Raw genomic sequence first — 15,074 nt, 5'->3', positions numbered from 1 at the left:
TTACGGATATGGGTTGATTTACATTCTGGGCATTGCATAAATTATTCCTCCTATTCATACTCTAACTCAGCAACGCCTGCCGGTGCCTGCCATGCCTGTGATGGTGAGCAGGCGGCAGTTTTGGCGGGCGATCGAGTTTTCGAGGGCGGTGAGGGGTGAGTTGGGGTAGTTGTAGAAGGTTTTGAGTTCCGGTGCATCTCTTAAATCAAGTCGCAGTTTTTGTTGGGTGTCGTCTTCATTTGAGGTTTGTGCAGGCGCTGAGTGTTGTGGAGTTTTTGGAGGATGTGAGTTTTCTGTGCAAACGTTGATGCTACCTTTGTTTTGTACAAGGTTAAAGTTTACAAAATTAGAAGATTGAGAAATTTCATACCTCTCCATTGTGGAGCGCAAATTTGATTTCATTACATCTTCATCTAATATTTCTGAAAGAGTTTGCCATAACTTTGAGGCAATATTTCTGACATGGCGTTCAGTACAATGAACCTCTTTAGAAATTTCGGAGTATCTTTTACCTTGCCACGTTCCCCGTACTACTGCCTGTTGCAGATCGTCCAATCGTTTGCCGGTCTTAGCGAACACCAAGCCATCGGCCCACCTTAAGAGTTCTTGAACATCCATTTATTGGGTAAATGTAGGAGGTTTTCTCTATTGTATCAGACTTTTTGTGACGTTTTATGGCTAAGAAGGACAAAATATGACTTTTAACGGCTAGCTAATTTTATTAACTCCTGGCAAATTGTGACATTATCCTACTTTCCAATACATAAAAATTAAATTAAAATTAAATCACGGGCTTTAAAACAATCTTAGGCAACCTAAAAGATTTTAACAATGTAAATCTGACAGGCGCAACTATGCCAGATAGCACCGTCCATCCCTAACGGTTAAAAAAGTTGCTCAAAATGTGGCTGCATCGGTGAGCAATGTCTAGGGGATTTTCGCCTCGTGAAATGTTCGTAAAAATTTGGTAATTTCCAAGAGGATAAAAAATTATGTCTAGTGCATTATCCCTACCGCAAGCTAATTTAAAAATGGCTCTCTGGCAAGTCGATGCTGATGCAATGAGTAGCAGCGACTTGTATGTGTGGTTAAATGATATCGGCTTGCCGCATGAAGTCTCGATCCGGCTGCATGAACTCGCCACATACACGAAAAAAGCTGCTAACAAAGTTTTATTCATCGGTAAAATTCTACTGATTAAAATCATAGAATTTGTCAAAGCGCATCCCAATTTAGTTATAGGGGCTGCTGTTGGCGTCGCTGTAGGAATCTTGGCAAATTCGATACCATTTGTCGGCCCGTTATTAGCACCTTTGGCAACAGCGCTGGGTATCCCAATTGGTGCAATAGCCGGCCACCGACTCGATAAACTTGCCCAAGGCCAAGAGGTGTCTGATGATGGAATTATTGGAATTGCTCAAGACATGATTGAGATTGCCAAAGCATTTTTTCAACTAATGATAGACGTTTTCAATACAATTTTTCGCAACGTCATCACTGCTTAACTGCCCAAATTAGCAAAAAGATTGAGGTCTAATATGTCTGCAAATAAAACGCCAACCAAAGAGCAAATTCTTAAGTCAATAGAGCAATTGGAAAAAAACCCACATGATAAATTAGGGATTTTAGCCGATATTGGCATTGGTGTGGTGGGGGCGGCCGGTGCTGGTGCGGCGGTGGCAGCTTTCGGTGGTATACCACTTCTATTTGGGTTAATAACCGTTGCACCTCCCGTAGGATTAGTTGTTGGCGGTGCAGCTTTAGGTGCTGCTGCTCTTGTAGGGGTAAAACGAATATTTGAGGGCAATTATAATGAGGGAAAACAAGAAGAAATGCTTAAAAACTTAAAAGAACAGCTAAGAGATGTTGAAGCCAAAGAAAGAGCCTCCAAGCTGGAAGACAGCGATAAAACTAAATTTATTGTTTCCTTGAAAGAACCCGTCAGGCTCGATTTAATTAGCCCGAAAGACGCTCAGGATTTAATTAGCGCCGTAGAAAGCGGTAAAATTGCAATCAAAGAGGCGATTAAAATGGTTGAGGATGTGGTTAAAGCTGCTAAACCATAACTGCCTTCTGACTGCGTAACCTGGGAATGCTAAGTTGTAAGTCTGCGATCGCCCTTCCTTGAGTCAAGAGCGATCGCTCTTTATAAGAGACTACTGATACTCTCATTCTTGCCATTCTCTATCTTCCCGGTAATGTTGCAACATTACCTCAGCTTGTTTTGCTAGAATATTTCGCCTCTCATCTAATGGCAATTGCATAAATTCTCGGCGACTGGGATAGTCGCCGAGTGTTGGTATTTCTACAGCTATATCAATATCTAATGGCTGTGCTTTTCCTGCGGAAATTGCCTGTTTGGCGAGCTGTGCAGCCACAATTAGCGATTGTTGTGTGTTTTCAAAAGATAAATTCCATTCCTCTTCATCCCTTAAGTCTTCAAGATATTCTCGCAAATGTTCAACTACTTTGTCTTGAATAGTTTCTGGCAAAGATTCCAGTATTTTGACCAAAGTTGCGATCGCCCTTGATGACATAGCTTTATCCTCTATATTTAATTTACCGCAAATCCGGTGTACTGCCGAATATTGGGAGAACGAAATCCCAAAACAATCTGTTCTTTCGGGATTCCCCCCGCTACTAACTCATTCGCAATTCCCTCTTCAGTTCCATCTCTTTGAATCCAAATTTTTCCCTCAATAATATCAACATGAACTAAACATCCGTGAACTCGGATATCGTTTTCGCGCCCCAATATTATTAGCAAATAACGGTCGGAATCGCTATCAAAAACCGTTTGAATCTGAATGTCTCCATAAGCATAAGGTATTTGAGCATATTCAGTCAGAATTTTTTTGATAATGCGACGATAATTTTCTAAGGTTCCCATTGTACTATCTCCTCATTTTGTTCGGCAAAAACGATTAAACATACTTGATAATCGGCTCTAATAATTTGACCAAGCGGTTCCGACAATAATTCGCTAAAAACTGATTTTGTAATAGCTAGATAGAGCTTTCTATCTGGTTCAGTTCTAGCTATTACAGAACGATAAACTAAGTATTGACCCAGCGCATTCTCCAGGTCATTCATGTCTGATGCGCCCACAAAACTTTTGACTTCTACAGCTATCTTCTGTCCAGCTTTCTCAGCACTTAAAATCCGCTCTGCGCCCAAATCCACGTACATATCTTTAATTCCCCATTTTAATCGCAAGGGATCGTGGGTAATTCTCCATCCGTCTTTGATGAGGGCGTTTTTGACAACATTGTGATAGATGTCTTTGGCTGGCATATTGGAATAAATTAATTTTTAATCATTGATGAGAGTTAATGCTAATTTTTAGCCCTAGATATCCCTGAAAAATTCAAGCAATTTCCGCCGCGAAAAGCCGACCATCGCAGCGCTCATATTCATCTTCCAAAAGCCATGAATGAGCCTCATCATAGGTTGAACTCAGAAACAGAGACTTATAGTTTGTTGATGGGTCATAAATACAAAAGCCTCCATTTTTTCCACTTACTAACATCAAAATTCGAGGGGGGAAAACAATCGGATCTCCCCACAATTCGATAAATTCCCAATCATTAATTTGTTCGGGGAGGTCTGGTGTGTGCGATAACATGATATTCAGTTTACCAAAACTCCACACAAAAAGCGATCGCCCGCCCAACACCACCAATACCTCCAGACTTGCTACTGTAAAGAGAGTTAGATTTAATCAACAAGCAATTATGAGCGGTACTGTTACATCCCCCAACAACCTCAACCAGCAGCGGCCACTCTCCACAGCATCCGCTGACACTTCCACTTCCCTGCTGGGCGACTTCATCCAAGAAACACTCGCCTTAACCAAGCGCTTGTTTATTCAATTGCAGCGCCGCCCCTCGACGCTAGTTGCAGGCATTATTCAGCCGCTGATGTGGTTGGTTTTGTTCGGAGCTCTGTTTGAAAATGCACCCGCAGGCTTGTTCGGCGAAAGCCAGAATTACGGACAATTTCTCGGCGCTGGTGTAATCGTTTTTACTGCATTTGCCGGGGCGCTGAATGCTGGTTTGCCGATTATGTTCGATCGCGAGTTCGGATTTCTCAACCGCTTGTTAGTCGCGCCGTTGGCTTCGAGATTTTCGATCGTCCTCGCTTCCGCTATTTTTATCGTCACCCTCAGCTTTATCCAAACCGGCACAATCGTTACAGCGGGAGCGTTTTTGGGCGCGGGATTCCCCGGAATTGCCGGACTGGGGGCGATCGCCCTCATAGTCCTACTATTAGTTTTGGGCGTCACCGGCTTGAGTCTGGGTTTAGCCTTCGCTCTCCCTGGCCACGTAGAATTAATAGCGGTAATTTTTGTTACTAACTTGCCGCTGTTATTTGCCAGCACAGCCCTCGCCCCGCTGTCATTTATGCCAGAGTGGCTGCAAGTTGTGGTGACTCTCAATCCTCTGAGTTACGCGATCGAACCCATCCGCTACCTGTACCTGCACAGCGATTGGTCGCTAGCCAGTGTCGTGATGCAGGCTCCTTGGGGTAATGTCACCTTTGGAGGAGCGCTGTTAGTGCTGCTGGCGTTTGATTTGGTGGCGCTGCTGAGCATTCAACCGCTGCTGCGACGCCGATTTGCTTAGTAAGGGCGATCGTTTCACCTGCACCGTCAATTCTAGGACACGGCGCCGTGCCTTTCGTCCTGTCAACTTAAGGTAAAACCGATAGTCCGTCAGGGGTTGAAACAAGACTCTCAAAGCCAAAGTCCTCTTGCATAGGACTAATGAGTTCTTCAGTCCTCTTTCAGAGGACTTTCGCTATGAGACAGGGAATTCATTCCCTGGCGGACTGCCGGGTCAACGATAGGACTGTTTCATTCTCACGAAAATCAGGCTTTTGTAGGGGCGGTGCCCCCGTGCCCGCCCCCACCCACAGACGATTTCACAGGCATTTGGGACATGGGGGCAACCACGGGGGGATTGCCCCTACGGAGAATGAAACCGTCCTGGGGTAAGCGAGAGGACTGCGGGACTAAAAGCTTAAGTTGACACCAATGGGCATTGCCCTGTCCTTAGCCCCAGCGAAGTAATATAATATTTAGTCGCAAGTCAGAATATTGTTTAGATAGAATTGTTTTTTTGAAGATTCAACTAATAAATGATGAACACCAAAACTTCCAAATCCGGCAAATTGATGATGGGGATTGCTGCAAGCGCGATCGCATCCTGTGTTCTGTTCTCCCCTCAAGCAAGCTTCGCTCAAGCCAGCGGTTTAAATAATGCCCAACCGCTGCAAGACTTTCAAACTCAAGACAATACCGACCCATTTTCCGGCCGCAGCAGCGGCAGCGGAATATTTGATTTAATTCACCGATCGAAATTGGGAGGCGGCCGCAGCATGGAAGAATTTAATAGCGAACAGCGCCAAAATTTGAACGATGCGGCCACAGAATTTCGCAACAAACAGCGCCAACTACTGGAAAACCAAGCTGTACCTACACCAGGGGCGATCGCACCAGCAGAAATTACCGCCCCCGTCCCTTAAATTTACAACTGCTGTTTGTTTATTTCTCAGTCCGCGTGGGCGAGCCAGCGCTTAGGCGGACTTCGTTTGTCTAGCAGCGATTTCAATATCTGAATCTTATCTAAAAACCATCACCCTTAATCCCGTTCCAACCACGCCCGCATTTTACCCGGATTAAGCAAACCGTAAGGATCGACCAACTCTTTAAACTGCAACTGTTCCACATTAATACTTTTCATCCCTCCATCTTCCAATATATAAGTGTGAGGATTAGCAATCAGTGCGCCTTGCTCTTCGTGATAGCGAATAATTTCATTGAGCCGTGATTCCGTAGTGTAGCGAACTATTTGCAAAGCCGCGGCGATCGCCCTGCCATTCATCCGCAAAAACTCCAAGTGCATCATCACCTCATCCCCATAATAATTGTACAGTTCCTCAATCAATTTCAAACCTTTATCTGCGGGAAAAAGCGTCTGCAAATAAGTCAGAGACGGGTCAGCGCTGCGAGCGTGTAGAGTTGTATGATTCCAAGTAAATTCAGCAATAGCTGCACCTTTGCTCGCTGCTTGCGCGTTTTTTTGATAGCAAATTGTGCCGCCATATTCGCGCACCAAATCTTGCAGCGGTTCCAGACAAGATTCAGCTACCATTAACAAAGCGCAGTGCTTACCTTCAGGAATCTCCTCGCGGAAAGCAGCAAAATAAGCAGGAATCGGCCAAGCACAAACACAAATTAGTTTTTTGATAATTCCGTCAGCATCGCCCAAAGCTTGACCGAAGTTTGCCGAGGTCATAAAATCGTCAAAAGCGACGATGATTTCCGCCCAAGGATAAGCAGGGGCGAGGGGAATTTCTAACTCAGTAATAATCCCATTTGTGCCGTAAGCGTGATTGACTTTTTGCACTTCATCGCCGCGCAATTCGATGACGCGGGGATCGTCTTCCATTGTAACGACTCGAACGGCATGAAGATTTCCGCGATCGCGCAATTGCCCGTAAGTTATCGAACCAATTCCCCCGCTACCGCCGCCGATAAATCCCCCAATCGTTGCGGTGCGATAGGTTGAGGGAACCATCCGCAATTCCCAACCAGTTTCTCGCGCTTGTTTGTCGAAAACCGACATTTTCACCCCTGGTTCTACGCAAGCTAAACCCGGTTTTATCCAGCGGATACTGTTCATTTTGCTGGTATCTAAAATGACGCCGCCCTTGAGGGGAATGCACTGACCGTAATTGCCCGTTCCTGCACCTCTGACAGTCAGCGGAATTTTGGATTTGACGCAGGCTGCAGCAATCCGCAAAACTTCCGCTTCGCTGGCGGGACGAACTACTAAATCTCCTGTTTTATCACTTAACAGAGGTTGCAAAACTGGACTGAAGTGATAATAATCTTGAGATAGCTTGACAACTTGCGCGCGATCGCTAATTATTTCAATTCCCGATAGTTCCGAAGAAAAAGCATCCCAGTCAATACTTTGAATCGCAGTGGCAGTCATTTTGTTTCCTTTATGCTCGCAGTATTATATCAAATCCGTTAGCATCGGAATTATTCATCTCTCTGTTCTCTCCTCTGCGTTCTCTGCGTTCTCTGCGGTTTAATCATTCCAATGCAACCGGAATTCATATTATATATTTTATCAACCAGAACTTAGTAACATAAAATACTAATTGCAATCTTTCTTTAAGCAGTAAGGTGCTTATTCGTGCACCCTACATATAGAAGTTCTGCTTCCAGGGCTGCTTTTTTAATTAACAAATCCCCCAAACACCGCCATACCGTAGTATTTCCAAGGAACTGCAACAGTCTCAAATCTAGCTTTTACCAGCATTTCCAACTGTGCCGAAAGTGTAGCTAGGCGATCGGGATTAGAATACCCGTAAGAGACACTCGTCCCCACATTTGCGCGAATTTGTGCTAACGTTTCCCCCTGATTTAGCGCCCAATCTTCTCGCGCCGCTTGATAAATATCTTTCATTGCTGCTGATTCTGCTAAAAGAGGATCGGCATTCCAAAAACAGCCACCAGCATTTAAACTTTCGCGAATGCGTTGAAACAATTTCAACTTCATGTCATCCTCAAGATGGTGAATTGCCAGAGATGAAATGCAAGCATTGAATTTATCGCCCAAGCCTGAGAAATTTGGATTGTTCGCCCATTCTCCAAAATCCATTTCTATGCCAGTCCACCGGGCTGCGTATCCTGCAGACTCTATTTTGGCGCGGGCAAAATCAAGCATTCGCGGCGAGTAATCGACAGCAACTATTTCCGCAGACGGGTAGCGTTGGAGAACTTTTAAAGTGAGTTCCCCCGTACCGCAGCCGAGTTCTAAAATGCGGTGGTTTGCGTTAGCAATGCAGCCTGCTAATACATCCAACATTTCGTCATATTTAGGTAAAAGTCGCCGAATACCCGTATCAAAATTGGCAGTATTGACGAAAACTTCTCCCGGCAAAATTTCGTTGCGCGCAGGTGAGGCAGTAGAGTCAGAATTCACGATCGCCAACCATAGACTACAATTGCTATCCTAACCGATATCAAGCAAAAATTGCGTGAAGTAGGGAGAGGGCACAGCCCAAAGCGTGTCAACTTAACGTTAAACGTACTACGGATTTGCTGTCTGACGATTAAGGCTCGATCCCCCTAGCCCCCCTTAATAAGGGGGAGACAGGAATCTTCTCAAAGTCCCCCTTCTTAAGGGGGATTTAGGGGGATCTAGACTGGGTTAAAAGCGAGATTTATCAGGGGTTTCATTCTTAAGTTGACACCAATAAGCACGGCGCCGTGTCCTTACTCGATCATCTGTACTTCACTCAACAGAAAACCACTATAAAGTTATGCGTATTCTTACGGATAAGCGAAACACTCGCGGTAAACAATAATTAACCCTCGGTTGCACTCAGAGAGTCTTGCTTTACCCCCGAGGCCAACAAAACACTTTGAAAAAGCAGTGTTATGTTAGTAGTGCATAAATTCCCATCAAGATTAAACCTCACACTTGAGGATACCATGCGCCAGTTGATTTCTCCAATTCGGGCTGCCATCAGCCAATTAATTTATAAGCGAATTCTGCTTGCGCTGACAATTTTATTTTGTGTAGGTGTAGGAGTAGCGATGGCAAATATGTCTGAGCTTTCCTCTACCCTAACGGGATTGCCGGCGTGATTCAAGTCACACAATCCACTTACGATATCTTGAGAAATAAGTATCTGTTTGAAAACAGAGGAATTATCCACATCAAAGGCAAGGGCGATATGAATACTTATCTGCTTGGAGGCAGGCTAGTCAGCGCAGTTTCGGTTTAATTTGTTTATTATATTATTAAGGGGTCTGCTAGTTAGTCCAGAGTCATCAGTCATTATATCATGTCCGGTCGATCGACCGCGATTTTCGTAGGGGCCCGTGAGCCAACAATACCTGCCAATAATTGACAATCTGAAAAACCCGCCCCGACCGCGATATTATGGTTAATCAATCGGACATGATATTAGTCAGCAGCAAGCAGCCAAGAAGTAACAGTTAATAGCTGCTGGCTGTTGACTGCTGACAATTATAGGAAGTACACAGGGGATGTGAGAAACCAGGTTTCTGGGCGGTTGCTTCGTTGACACACCCAAAATTGATTACGAGAAACCCGGTTTTTTTTCCTAGGTCCTACATTAGCCATTGGCAAAATAGTAAGTTTTATGTTATTGCGGATTTTATCATTTTTGAAATTTTTCAAATCTCGCTTGTCTAGGCAAATAGCTTTGTGGGTATTTGCTAGCATTCTTGTCATAGAGGGAATTATTTTAGTTCCCTCTTATTTTCGGCGCGAAAATGAACTTTTAAGTCAACTGGAACAGGTATCTCGGGCGACTGTTGATTCCCTAGAGTTTTTGCTCCAACAAGATATTTCCGATCGCACTTTCTTGCAAGAAGAAGTAAAAAATATTACTAAGGATTCTCAAGTAGTCTTAGGACTATCTATTTACCAAGCTAACGGTGAGCTAATATATACACTTGGCGAACCCCCAGAAATCAGTTTAGAGCAACTAAAAAAAGCTCGTATAGTTCACAGTCACAATTTCGATGGCAAGCGCTACGATATTGCTTGGACGGAGCGACATTTGGGAGGCGATTACATCTTAATTGTTCGCCACGATGCTTCCACCGTTCAACCGGAACTTTACGCATTTATCGGACGGGTGGCTGTTCTAGTCATTATTATATCAGCCTTTGTCACTTCTGTGACTATGTTTTTTTTAGGCGTGACAGTAATTGCACCTCTCTTGAGATTGCGCGATGACTTGATCGCTGCCGGAGACGCTTTGAGCAAAGATCGAGCACAACCTGATTTCTACTCTCTGTCTGTCAAGCGGGATGACGAGTTGGGAGAACTCATGGTCGCATTCAATCAAATGTTTCACCGAGTTTACCAGGAAATTGCACAGCGGAAACAAGCTGAGGAAGTATTGCGCGCCGAACAAGAAAAGTCGGAACGTTTATTACTAAATATATTACCAGTAATGATTGCCGATCGCCTAAAACAAGGTCAGATAAATATTGCGGACGGATTTGCCGATGTTACAGTTTTGTTTGCGGATATTGTGGGCTTTACCGAAATATCTTCGCGCACATCTCCTGAAGAATTAGTAGAATTACTTAACAAAATATTTTCAGCTTTCGATCGCTTAAGCGAACAATACGGCTTAGAAAAAATTAAGACTATCGGCGACAATTATATGGTAGCAGGCGGTTTGCCGCTTCCCTGTACAAATCACGCCGAATCTATTGCCGAAATGGCCTTAGAAATGCAGCAAGAAATTATGAAATTCCGCGACGAATGCGGTAAACCTCTCAATATCCGCATTGGCATTAATACTGGGCCTGTGGTAGCAGGTGTCATCGGCACTAAAAAGTTTATTTACGATTTGTGGGGAGATGCTGTGAATACAGCAAGCCGCATGGAATCTCAGGGACTTCCGGGTAAAATTCAAGTTAGCAACTCAACTTATGAGTTGCTGTGCGATAAGTATTTGTTGGAAAAGCGGGGTAAAATTAATGTTAAAGGCAAAGGATCTATGACGACTTATTTGCTCAAAGGCAGAAAATTGTAACTGACAATTTTAACCATTGCCTGCGAATACGTGGTAGGGGGGCTGACGTTCCCAGGCAGGGGGCATCGACACCCAACTAGATTTTTTTTAACGAACCGCGAAGACGCTAAGGACACTAAGGAAGAGATGAAGAAAGAATCAAAAATAAAAAGTTCATAAGGGCGTTATTATTGCTATATTAAAATGCAGGTTAATATTAGTAATTGGGGCAAAAATGACTGCGAATCAGGAACATAATTATTCAAATTCACCGATTTGGCAGCCCTTCACGCAAATGAAAACGGCTGGCCCCCCACTGAAGGTAATTCGCGGCAAAGGATCTGTGCTGGAATTGGCAGACGGGCGGCAAATTCTCGACTGCATTTCTAGTTGGTGGGTGACTGTTCACGGCCACAGCCATCCAGTTCTCGCCGAGGCTCTTTACGAACAAGCCCAAAAGTTAGAACACGTAATCTTTGCCGGATTTACTCACGAACCTGCCGAGAAACTTGCGAGTAAATTACTAACTCATACGCCTGCTTCTTTAACGCGGATTTTCTTTTCTGATAACGGCTCGACTGCTGTTGAAGTTGCTCTGAAAATGGCATTTCAATATTGGCGCAATCTCGGAGAAACTAACCGCACTAGCTTTATTAGTTTTGAGGGAGGTTATCACGGCGATACTGTGGGCGCGATGTCTGCTGGGAGAAGTTCGCTGTGGTGGGAATCTTTTGCACCTTTAATGTTTGCTGGGGATGTTGTTCCTTTTCCGGCGACTTTTGACGGCGACAGCCAGGTGGAAAGCAATGAGGCTGCGAGTTTAGAGAAATTGGAGTTTTTGTTAAAGCAGGGCGGCTATGCGGGTATTTTTATCGAACCTTTGGTGCAAGGTTCTGGGGGGATGCGAATGTGCCGCCCTGAGTTTTTGCGGGCGATCGCACAACTTGCGGGCCAATTTAATGTATTGTTGATTTACGATGAAGTAATGACGGGTTTTGGGCGCACGGGCGAACTGTTTGCCTCGGTTAAATCTGCAACTTCACCGGATATCCTGTGTTTGTCTAAAGGATTGTCTGGTGGCTGTTTGCCAATTGCTGTCACAATGGCATCGGAGGATATTTATCAAGCTTTCTGGCGAGATGAATGGGACAAAGCTTTTTTTCACGGTCATTCTTACACCGGAAATCCCTTAGCTTGTGCGGTGAGTGTAGCATCCTTGGAGCTTTTGGAGCAAAACCCCAATATGTATCAAGGGATGGAAAAATTGCACCGCCAATATCTGAATCAATGGCTGAGAAATCATCCTAAACTCGAACGGATTCGGACTTGCGGCACCATCGCAGCAATGGATGTGAAAACGGAAAGCGATTCCGGTTATTTTAATGACATCGCCCCTATATTGAAAGCCAAATTTCTCGAAGCGGGCTTTTTGCTCCGCCCCTTGGGAAATACGCTTTACTTGATGCCTCCCTACTGCATTTCTCCTGATGAACTAGAATCGATTTATCGGGTGATTCGTCAGGTTTTGGATACTCTGTAAACCCTTTAATTTTAGTAATGAATTTACCCAATTGGAACGATTTGGCTGACGACGCGCTGGCGGGCAAATGTCTCTCTCGCGAGCAATCTTTAGCCGTATTGCGCGCACCGGATGAGGTTTTGCTGGAACAACTAAACGCAGCTTATCGGGTGCGCCGCCACTACTGGGGAAACCGAGTCAGGCTGCACTATTTGTTAAACGCTCAAAGTGGCCTTTGTCCTGAAGATTGCCATTATTGTTCTCAGTCAAAAATTTCGACTGCGGAAATTGAGAAATATCCGCTTTTAGCTAAGGAGAAAATTCTGGATGCCGCCCAACGCGCAGCAGAGTTAAAAGCTGGTACGTTTTGTTTGGTGATTTCGGGCCGCCAACCCAACGCATCTACTTTCGATCGCGTTTTGGATGCTGTCGAGACTGTGAAGGCAAATTATAACCTAAAAATTTGCGCTTGTTTGGGATTGTTGAGCGAGGAGCAAACTCATCGTTTGGCTAAAGCTGGAGTCGATCGCGTCAATCACAATCTCAATACTTCCGAATCATATCACACGGATATTTGCACCACTCACACTTTTGGCGATCGGGTGGAAACCGTCGAACACGTAAAAGCAGCGGGGATCACAACTTGTTCCGGCGGAATTTTGGGGATGGGCGAATCGGATGATGATGCGATCGATTTAGCGCTTTCGCTTCGCAACTTGGGCGTTACTAGCGTGCCGGTTAACTTTTTCATTCCGATTCCCGGCACACCATTTGCAGATGTGAACAGGTTAACTCCCCGCCAATGTTTGCGAATTCTCTGTTTGTTCCGATTTTTGCTTCCCAGTCAAGAAATTCGGATTGCTGGGGGACGGGAAGTGCATTTGCGATCGCTGCAACCTCTCGGACTCTACCCCGCTAATTCTATCTTTGTTGGCGATTATCTGACAACTCCCGGACAAGCTGCCCATCAAGATTGGGACATGATTCGAGATGCGGGATTTGCGATCGAATCCCCCGAAGGTTCTCTCTTAGAAGTTGATTCAGCAGTTACCAAATCCGAACAAAAAACCCTGGCTGTTTAACTCTTATACCAGTTGTCAATCGGATGAAATAAAGTAGGACACTCCAAGAGCCCATTGGTGTCAACTTAAGCCGAAAGCCTTGAGAAATCTCGTTTTTACCCCAGTCTAGATCCCCCTAAATCCCCCTTAAGAAGGGGGACTTTGAGAAGACTCCTGTCCCCCCCTTCTTAAGGGGGTTAGGGGGGATCTAAGTTTAATCGTCAAACACCACTCTGTGACTAACTTTGACCTTAAGTTGACACCAATGGGCTTTTGGAGTGTCCCTACGGTTAAAATTCTTCAATCTAAAATCTAAAATCTAAAATCTAAAATAATACAAGAGGGGGAAATTGTGGACAAACGCGAAGAAATTACGATCGCAGAATACCAGCTAACTGCCGAATCTTTCCGAGAAGGAACTTGGCATCACGACGTATCCCAAAATCGCTCCGCACTGACCGCTGCCATGCCCCGCACTCCAGGTAAAATTCTCGATATAGGATGCGGGCCGGGACGAGATTTAGTAGCGTTCAAGAGCCAAGGACACACAGTTGTAGGCTTAGATGCAACTCCAGCTTTTGTAGAAATAGCAAAAGAGTTGTCAGGATGCGAAGTTTGGCAGCAATCTTTTCTGAATCTCGACTTACCAAAAGCAGAATTTGACGGTATTTTTGCCAATGCTTCCCTGATTCACGTTCCCAGCGACGAGATGGTGAAAGTGCTGCAAGATTTGCACAAAGCCTTAGTTGTTAACGGTGCAATTGTCATGTCAATGTGCCGGGGAAATTGGGAAGGATACGACGAGAGACCAACGGGAAAACGCTATACAGCCGGATGGGAATATCATACTTTAGCGCCTTGTTTAGAACAAGCGGGATTTGCAATTGTCAATCACTACTATCGCCCCCCCGGCTTACCCCGCGAAGCTCAATCTTGGGTAGTAATAGTGGGCAAAAAAATATAACGTAAATGGGAAATTGCCAATCATTCCCCTCTCTTCCTCTGCGCCCTCTGCGCCCTCTGCGGTTAAAAAAAACTAATTCAAAAAATTACAGAGGATTGTTGTATACTGTTCCACAGTCAAAACAACCAATTTCTGCATAACTTAAAACACAATTAATATGACAGAGAAATCCCACATTTTTTTAGCAGGTGCTAGTCGAGGAGTCGGCTTAGAAATCGCCAAATGTCTCACAGCAAAAAAGATGCAAGTAACAGCACTTTTGCGATCGCCCGCAACCAGCACCGAATTAGAAGCAATGGGCATCAAAGTCGTGACTGGCGATGCTTTGGATGCAGCAGCTATGGAAGCGGCGATGGCTGGGGGTGAGCCAATTCATGCCGTAATCAGCACAATTGGCGGCTTGCCCAAAGATGTAGAATTATCCGATTATTTGGGCAACAAAAACTTGATTGATGCGGCTGTCAAAGCAGGCGTGCAAAAGTTTATTTTAGTTTCATCAATCGGCAGCGGTAATAGTGTCGGCGCTTTGCCGCCCCAAGCTTTAGAAACTTTGCGCCCGGTTTTAATTGAAAAGGAAAAAGCCGAAAATCATTTGATAGCAAGCGGGATGATTTATACAGTGATTCGTCCCGGCGGACTCAAATCGGAACCTGCAACAGGCAACGGTATTTTAACAGAAGATTGTCGAGTTGCTGGAACGATTCACCGGGCAGATGTAGCGCAGCTAGTTTGTCAGTGTTTAGTTTCTGATGCTGCTAACAATAAAGTTTTGTCAGCGGTAGATAAACAGATGGTTTACGGCAATCCAGAATTTGAGGAATTAAATCTGTAGGGGCGGGTTTTACCAACAATAATTGCCTAAAACCGATAATCTCGTAAACCCGCCCCCACTTGGGTGGCGATCGCGCGGGGTGGGGGCGGGTTTTTGAGTCTTTGGGTATCCTTTGAA

At 44.8% G+C, this 15,074-nt stretch carries 18 protein-coding genes; 11 read left to right on the top strand and 7 right to left on the bottom strand.

Annotated elements, in window-relative coordinates:
- Positions 1–66: 66 nt before the first annotated feature.
- Positions 67–618 carry a hypothetical protein gene (locus tag QT990_RS30580; protein WP_333466149.1) on the bottom strand — a complete coding sequence of 184 codons (552 nt, stop codon included), beginning with the start codon at positions 616–618 and terminating at the stop codon, positions 67–69.
- A 374-nt stretch (positions 619–992) separates the two neighbouring features.
- Between QT990_RS30580 and QT990_RS30575 the strand changes: the two genes are divergently transcribed.
- Positions 993–1,505 carry a hypothetical protein gene (locus tag QT990_RS30575; RefSeq protein WP_333466148.1) on the top strand — a complete coding sequence of 171 codons (513 nt, stop codon included), beginning with the start codon at positions 993–995 and terminating at the stop codon, positions 1,503–1,505.
- 33 nt (positions 1,506–1,538) lie between these two features.
- Positions 1,539–2,066 carry a hypothetical protein gene (locus QT990_RS30570; protein WP_333341057.1) on the top strand — a complete coding sequence of 176 codons (528 nt, stop codon included), beginning with the start codon at positions 1,539–1,541 and terminating at the stop codon, positions 2,064–2,066.
- 102 nt (positions 2,067–2,168) lie between these two features.
- Here the strand turns inward: QT990_RS30570 and QT990_RS30565 are convergent, their stop codons facing one another.
- The 4 genes from QT990_RS30565 to QT990_RS30550 form a co-directional block, all read right to left on the bottom strand.
- On the bottom strand, positions 2,169–2,537 hold the full coding sequence (locus QT990_RS30565; RefSeq protein WP_333466147.1) for a hypothetical protein: 369 nt from the start codon (positions 2,535–2,537) through the stop codon (positions 2,169–2,171).
- Between the two features lie 17 nt (positions 2,538–2,554).
- On the bottom strand, positions 2,555–2,890 hold the full coding sequence (locus tag QT990_RS30560; protein ID WP_333209551.1) for a XisI protein: 336 nt from the start codon (positions 2,888–2,890) through the stop codon (positions 2,555–2,557).
- The gene (locus QT990_RS30555; protein WP_333466146.1) at positions 2,878–3,294 is read right to left on the bottom strand and encodes an element excision factor XisH family protein; all 417 of its coding nucleotides are present in this window, start codon (positions 3,292–3,294) and stop codon (positions 2,878–2,880) included. Before QT990_RS30555 ends, QT990_RS30560 begins: the two co-directional genes overlap by 13 nt.
- Positions 3,295–3,367: 73 nt before the next feature.
- Positions 3,368–3,625: a hypothetical protein gene (locus QT990_RS30550; RefSeq protein ID WP_333466145.1), complete on the bottom strand. Its 258-nt coding sequence runs from the start codon at positions 3,623–3,625 to the stop codon at positions 3,368–3,370.
- A 109-nt stretch (positions 3,626–3,734) separates the two neighbouring features.
- Here QT990_RS30550 and QT990_RS30545 point away from each other — a divergent pair, with 109 nt between their 5' ends.
- The gene (locus QT990_RS30545) at positions 3,735–4,625 is read left to right on the top strand and encodes an ABC transporter permease (RefSeq protein WP_333296543.1); all 891 of its coding nucleotides are present in this window, start codon (positions 3,735–3,737) and stop codon (positions 4,623–4,625) included.
- Positions 4,626–5,139: 514 nt separating this feature from the next.
- The gene (locus QT990_RS30540; protein WP_333305376.1) at positions 5,140–5,526 is read left to right on the top strand and encodes a hypothetical protein; all 387 of its coding nucleotides are present in this window, start codon (positions 5,140–5,142) and stop codon (positions 5,524–5,526) included.
- A gap of 116 nt (positions 5,527–5,642) precedes the next feature.
- Here the strand turns inward: QT990_RS30540 and QT990_RS30535 are convergent, their stop codons facing one another.
- Entirely contained in the window at positions 5,643–7,001 is a 1,359-nt protein-coding gene (locus QT990_RS30535) for an FAD-binding oxidoreductase (RefSeq protein WP_333305374.1), read from the bottom strand.
- A 249-nt stretch (positions 7,002–7,250) separates the two neighbouring features.
- Positions 7,251–8,000, bottom strand: coding sequence for a class I SAM-dependent methyltransferase (locus QT990_RS30530; RefSeq protein WP_333466144.1), 750 nt, complete (start codon positions 7,998–8,000; stop codon positions 7,251–7,253).
- Positions 8,001–8,458: 458 nt separating this feature from the next.
- On the opposite strand from QT990_RS30530, the gene QT990_RS30525 reads away from it, so the two are divergent.
- The 7 genes from QT990_RS30525 to QT990_RS30495 all read left to right on the top strand — a co-directional run bounded on the left by QT990_RS30525 (position 8,459) and on the right by QT990_RS30495 (position 14,957).
- Entirely contained in the window at positions 8,459–8,668 is a 210-nt protein-coding gene (locus QT990_RS30525) for a hypothetical protein (RefSeq protein ID WP_333305368.1), read from the top strand.
- Positions 8,665–8,808 (top strand): adenylate/guanylate cyclase domain-containing protein, encoded by a 144-nt coding sequence (locus tag QT990_RS30520; RefSeq protein WP_333305366.1) that lies wholly within the window; start codon positions 8,665–8,667, stop codon positions 8,806–8,808. Before QT990_RS30525 ends, QT990_RS30520 begins: the two co-directional genes overlap by 4 nt.
- 381 nt (positions 8,809–9,189) lie before the next feature.
- Positions 9,190–10,602 (top strand): adenylate/guanylate cyclase domain-containing protein, encoded by a 1,413-nt coding sequence (locus tag QT990_RS30515; protein WP_333305364.1) that lies wholly within the window; start codon positions 9,190–9,192, stop codon positions 10,600–10,602.
- Between the two features lie 214 nt (positions 10,603–10,816).
- Positions 10,817–12,121, top strand: coding sequence for an adenosylmethionine--8-amino-7-oxononanoate transaminase (gene bioA, locus QT990_RS30510; RefSeq protein WP_333466143.1), 1,305 nt, complete (start codon positions 10,817–10,819; stop codon positions 12,119–12,121).
- A gap of 17 nt (positions 12,122–12,138) precedes the next feature.
- On the top strand, positions 12,139–13,182 hold the full coding sequence (gene bioB / locus QT990_RS30505) for a biotin synthase BioB (RefSeq protein WP_333466142.1): 1,044 nt from the start codon (positions 12,139–12,141) through the stop codon (positions 13,180–13,182).
- A 331-nt stretch (positions 13,183–13,513) separates the two neighbouring features.
- Positions 13,514–14,125: a class I SAM-dependent methyltransferase gene (locus tag QT990_RS30500; protein ID WP_333466141.1), complete on the top strand. Its 612-nt coding sequence runs from the start codon at positions 13,514–13,516 to the stop codon at positions 14,123–14,125.
- A gap of 157 nt (positions 14,126–14,282) precedes the next feature.
- The gene (locus QT990_RS30495; RefSeq protein WP_333466140.1) at positions 14,283–14,957 is read left to right on the top strand and encodes an SDR family oxidoreductase; all 675 of its coding nucleotides are present in this window, start codon (positions 14,283–14,285) and stop codon (positions 14,955–14,957) included.
- The last annotated feature ends 117 nt before the right edge of the window (positions 14,958–15,074 follow it).

Source organism: Microcoleus sp. T3_B1, assembly GCF_036700445.1.
Lineage (GTDB): Bacteria > Cyanobacteriota > Cyanobacteriia > Cyanobacteriales > Microcoleaceae > Microcoleus.
This window is presented reverse-complemented; position numbering and strand designations above follow the sequence as displayed.

Bases quoted from the DNA above. Each gene is read 5' to 3' on its own strand.
- QT990_RS30580 (WP_333466149.1), bottom strand. From the start codon at position 618: ATGGATGTTCAAGAACTCTTAAGGTGGGCCGATGGCTTGGTGTTCGCT.
- QT990_RS30575 (WP_333466148.1), top strand. From the start codon at position 993: ATGTCTAGTGCATTATCCCTACCGCAAGCTAATTTAAAAATGGCTCTC.
- QT990_RS30570 (WP_333341057.1), top strand. From the start codon at position 1,539: ATGTCTGCAAATAAAACGCCAACCAAAGAGCAAATTCTTAAGTCAATA.
- QT990_RS30565 (WP_333466147.1), bottom strand. From the start codon at position 2,537: ATGTCATCAAGGGCGATCGCAACTTTGGTCAAAATACTGGAATCTTTG.
- QT990_RS30560 (WP_333209551.1), bottom strand. From the start codon at position 2,890: ATGGGAACCTTAGAAAATTATCGTCGCATTATCAAAAAAATTCTGACT.
- QT990_RS30555 (WP_333466146.1), bottom strand. From the start codon at position 3,294: ATGCCAGCCAAAGACATCTATCACAATGTTGTCAAAAACGCCCTCATC.
- QT990_RS30550 (WP_333466145.1), bottom strand. From the start codon at position 3,625: ATGTTATCGCACACACCAGACCTCCCCGAACAAATTAATGATTGGGAA.
- QT990_RS30545 (WP_333296543.1), top strand. From the start codon at position 3,735: ATGAGCGGTACTGTTACATCCCCCAACAACCTCAACCAGCAGCGGCCA.
- QT990_RS30540 (WP_333305376.1), top strand. From the start codon at position 5,140: ATGATGAACACCAAAACTTCCAAATCCGGCAAATTGATGATGGGGATT.
- QT990_RS30535 (WP_333305374.1), bottom strand. From the start codon at position 7,001: ATGACTGCCACTGCGATTCAAAGTATTGACTGGGATGCTTTTTCTTCG.
- QT990_RS30525 (WP_333305368.1), top strand. From the start codon at position 8,459: ATGTTAGTAGTGCATAAATTCCCATCAAGATTAAACCTCACACTTGAG.
- QT990_RS30515 (WP_333305364.1), top strand. From the start codon at position 9,190: ATGTTATTGCGGATTTTATCATTTTTGAAATTTTTCAAATCTCGCTTG.
- bioA (WP_333466143.1), top strand. From the start codon at position 10,817: ATGACTGCGAATCAGGAACATAATTATTCAAATTCACCGATTTGGCAG.
- bioB (WP_333466142.1), top strand. From the start codon at position 12,139: ATGAATTTACCCAATTGGAACGATTTGGCTGACGACGCGCTGGCGGGC.
- QT990_RS30495 (WP_333466140.1), top strand. From the start codon at position 14,283: ATGACAGAGAAATCCCACATTTTTTTAGCAGGTGCTAGTCGAGGAGTC.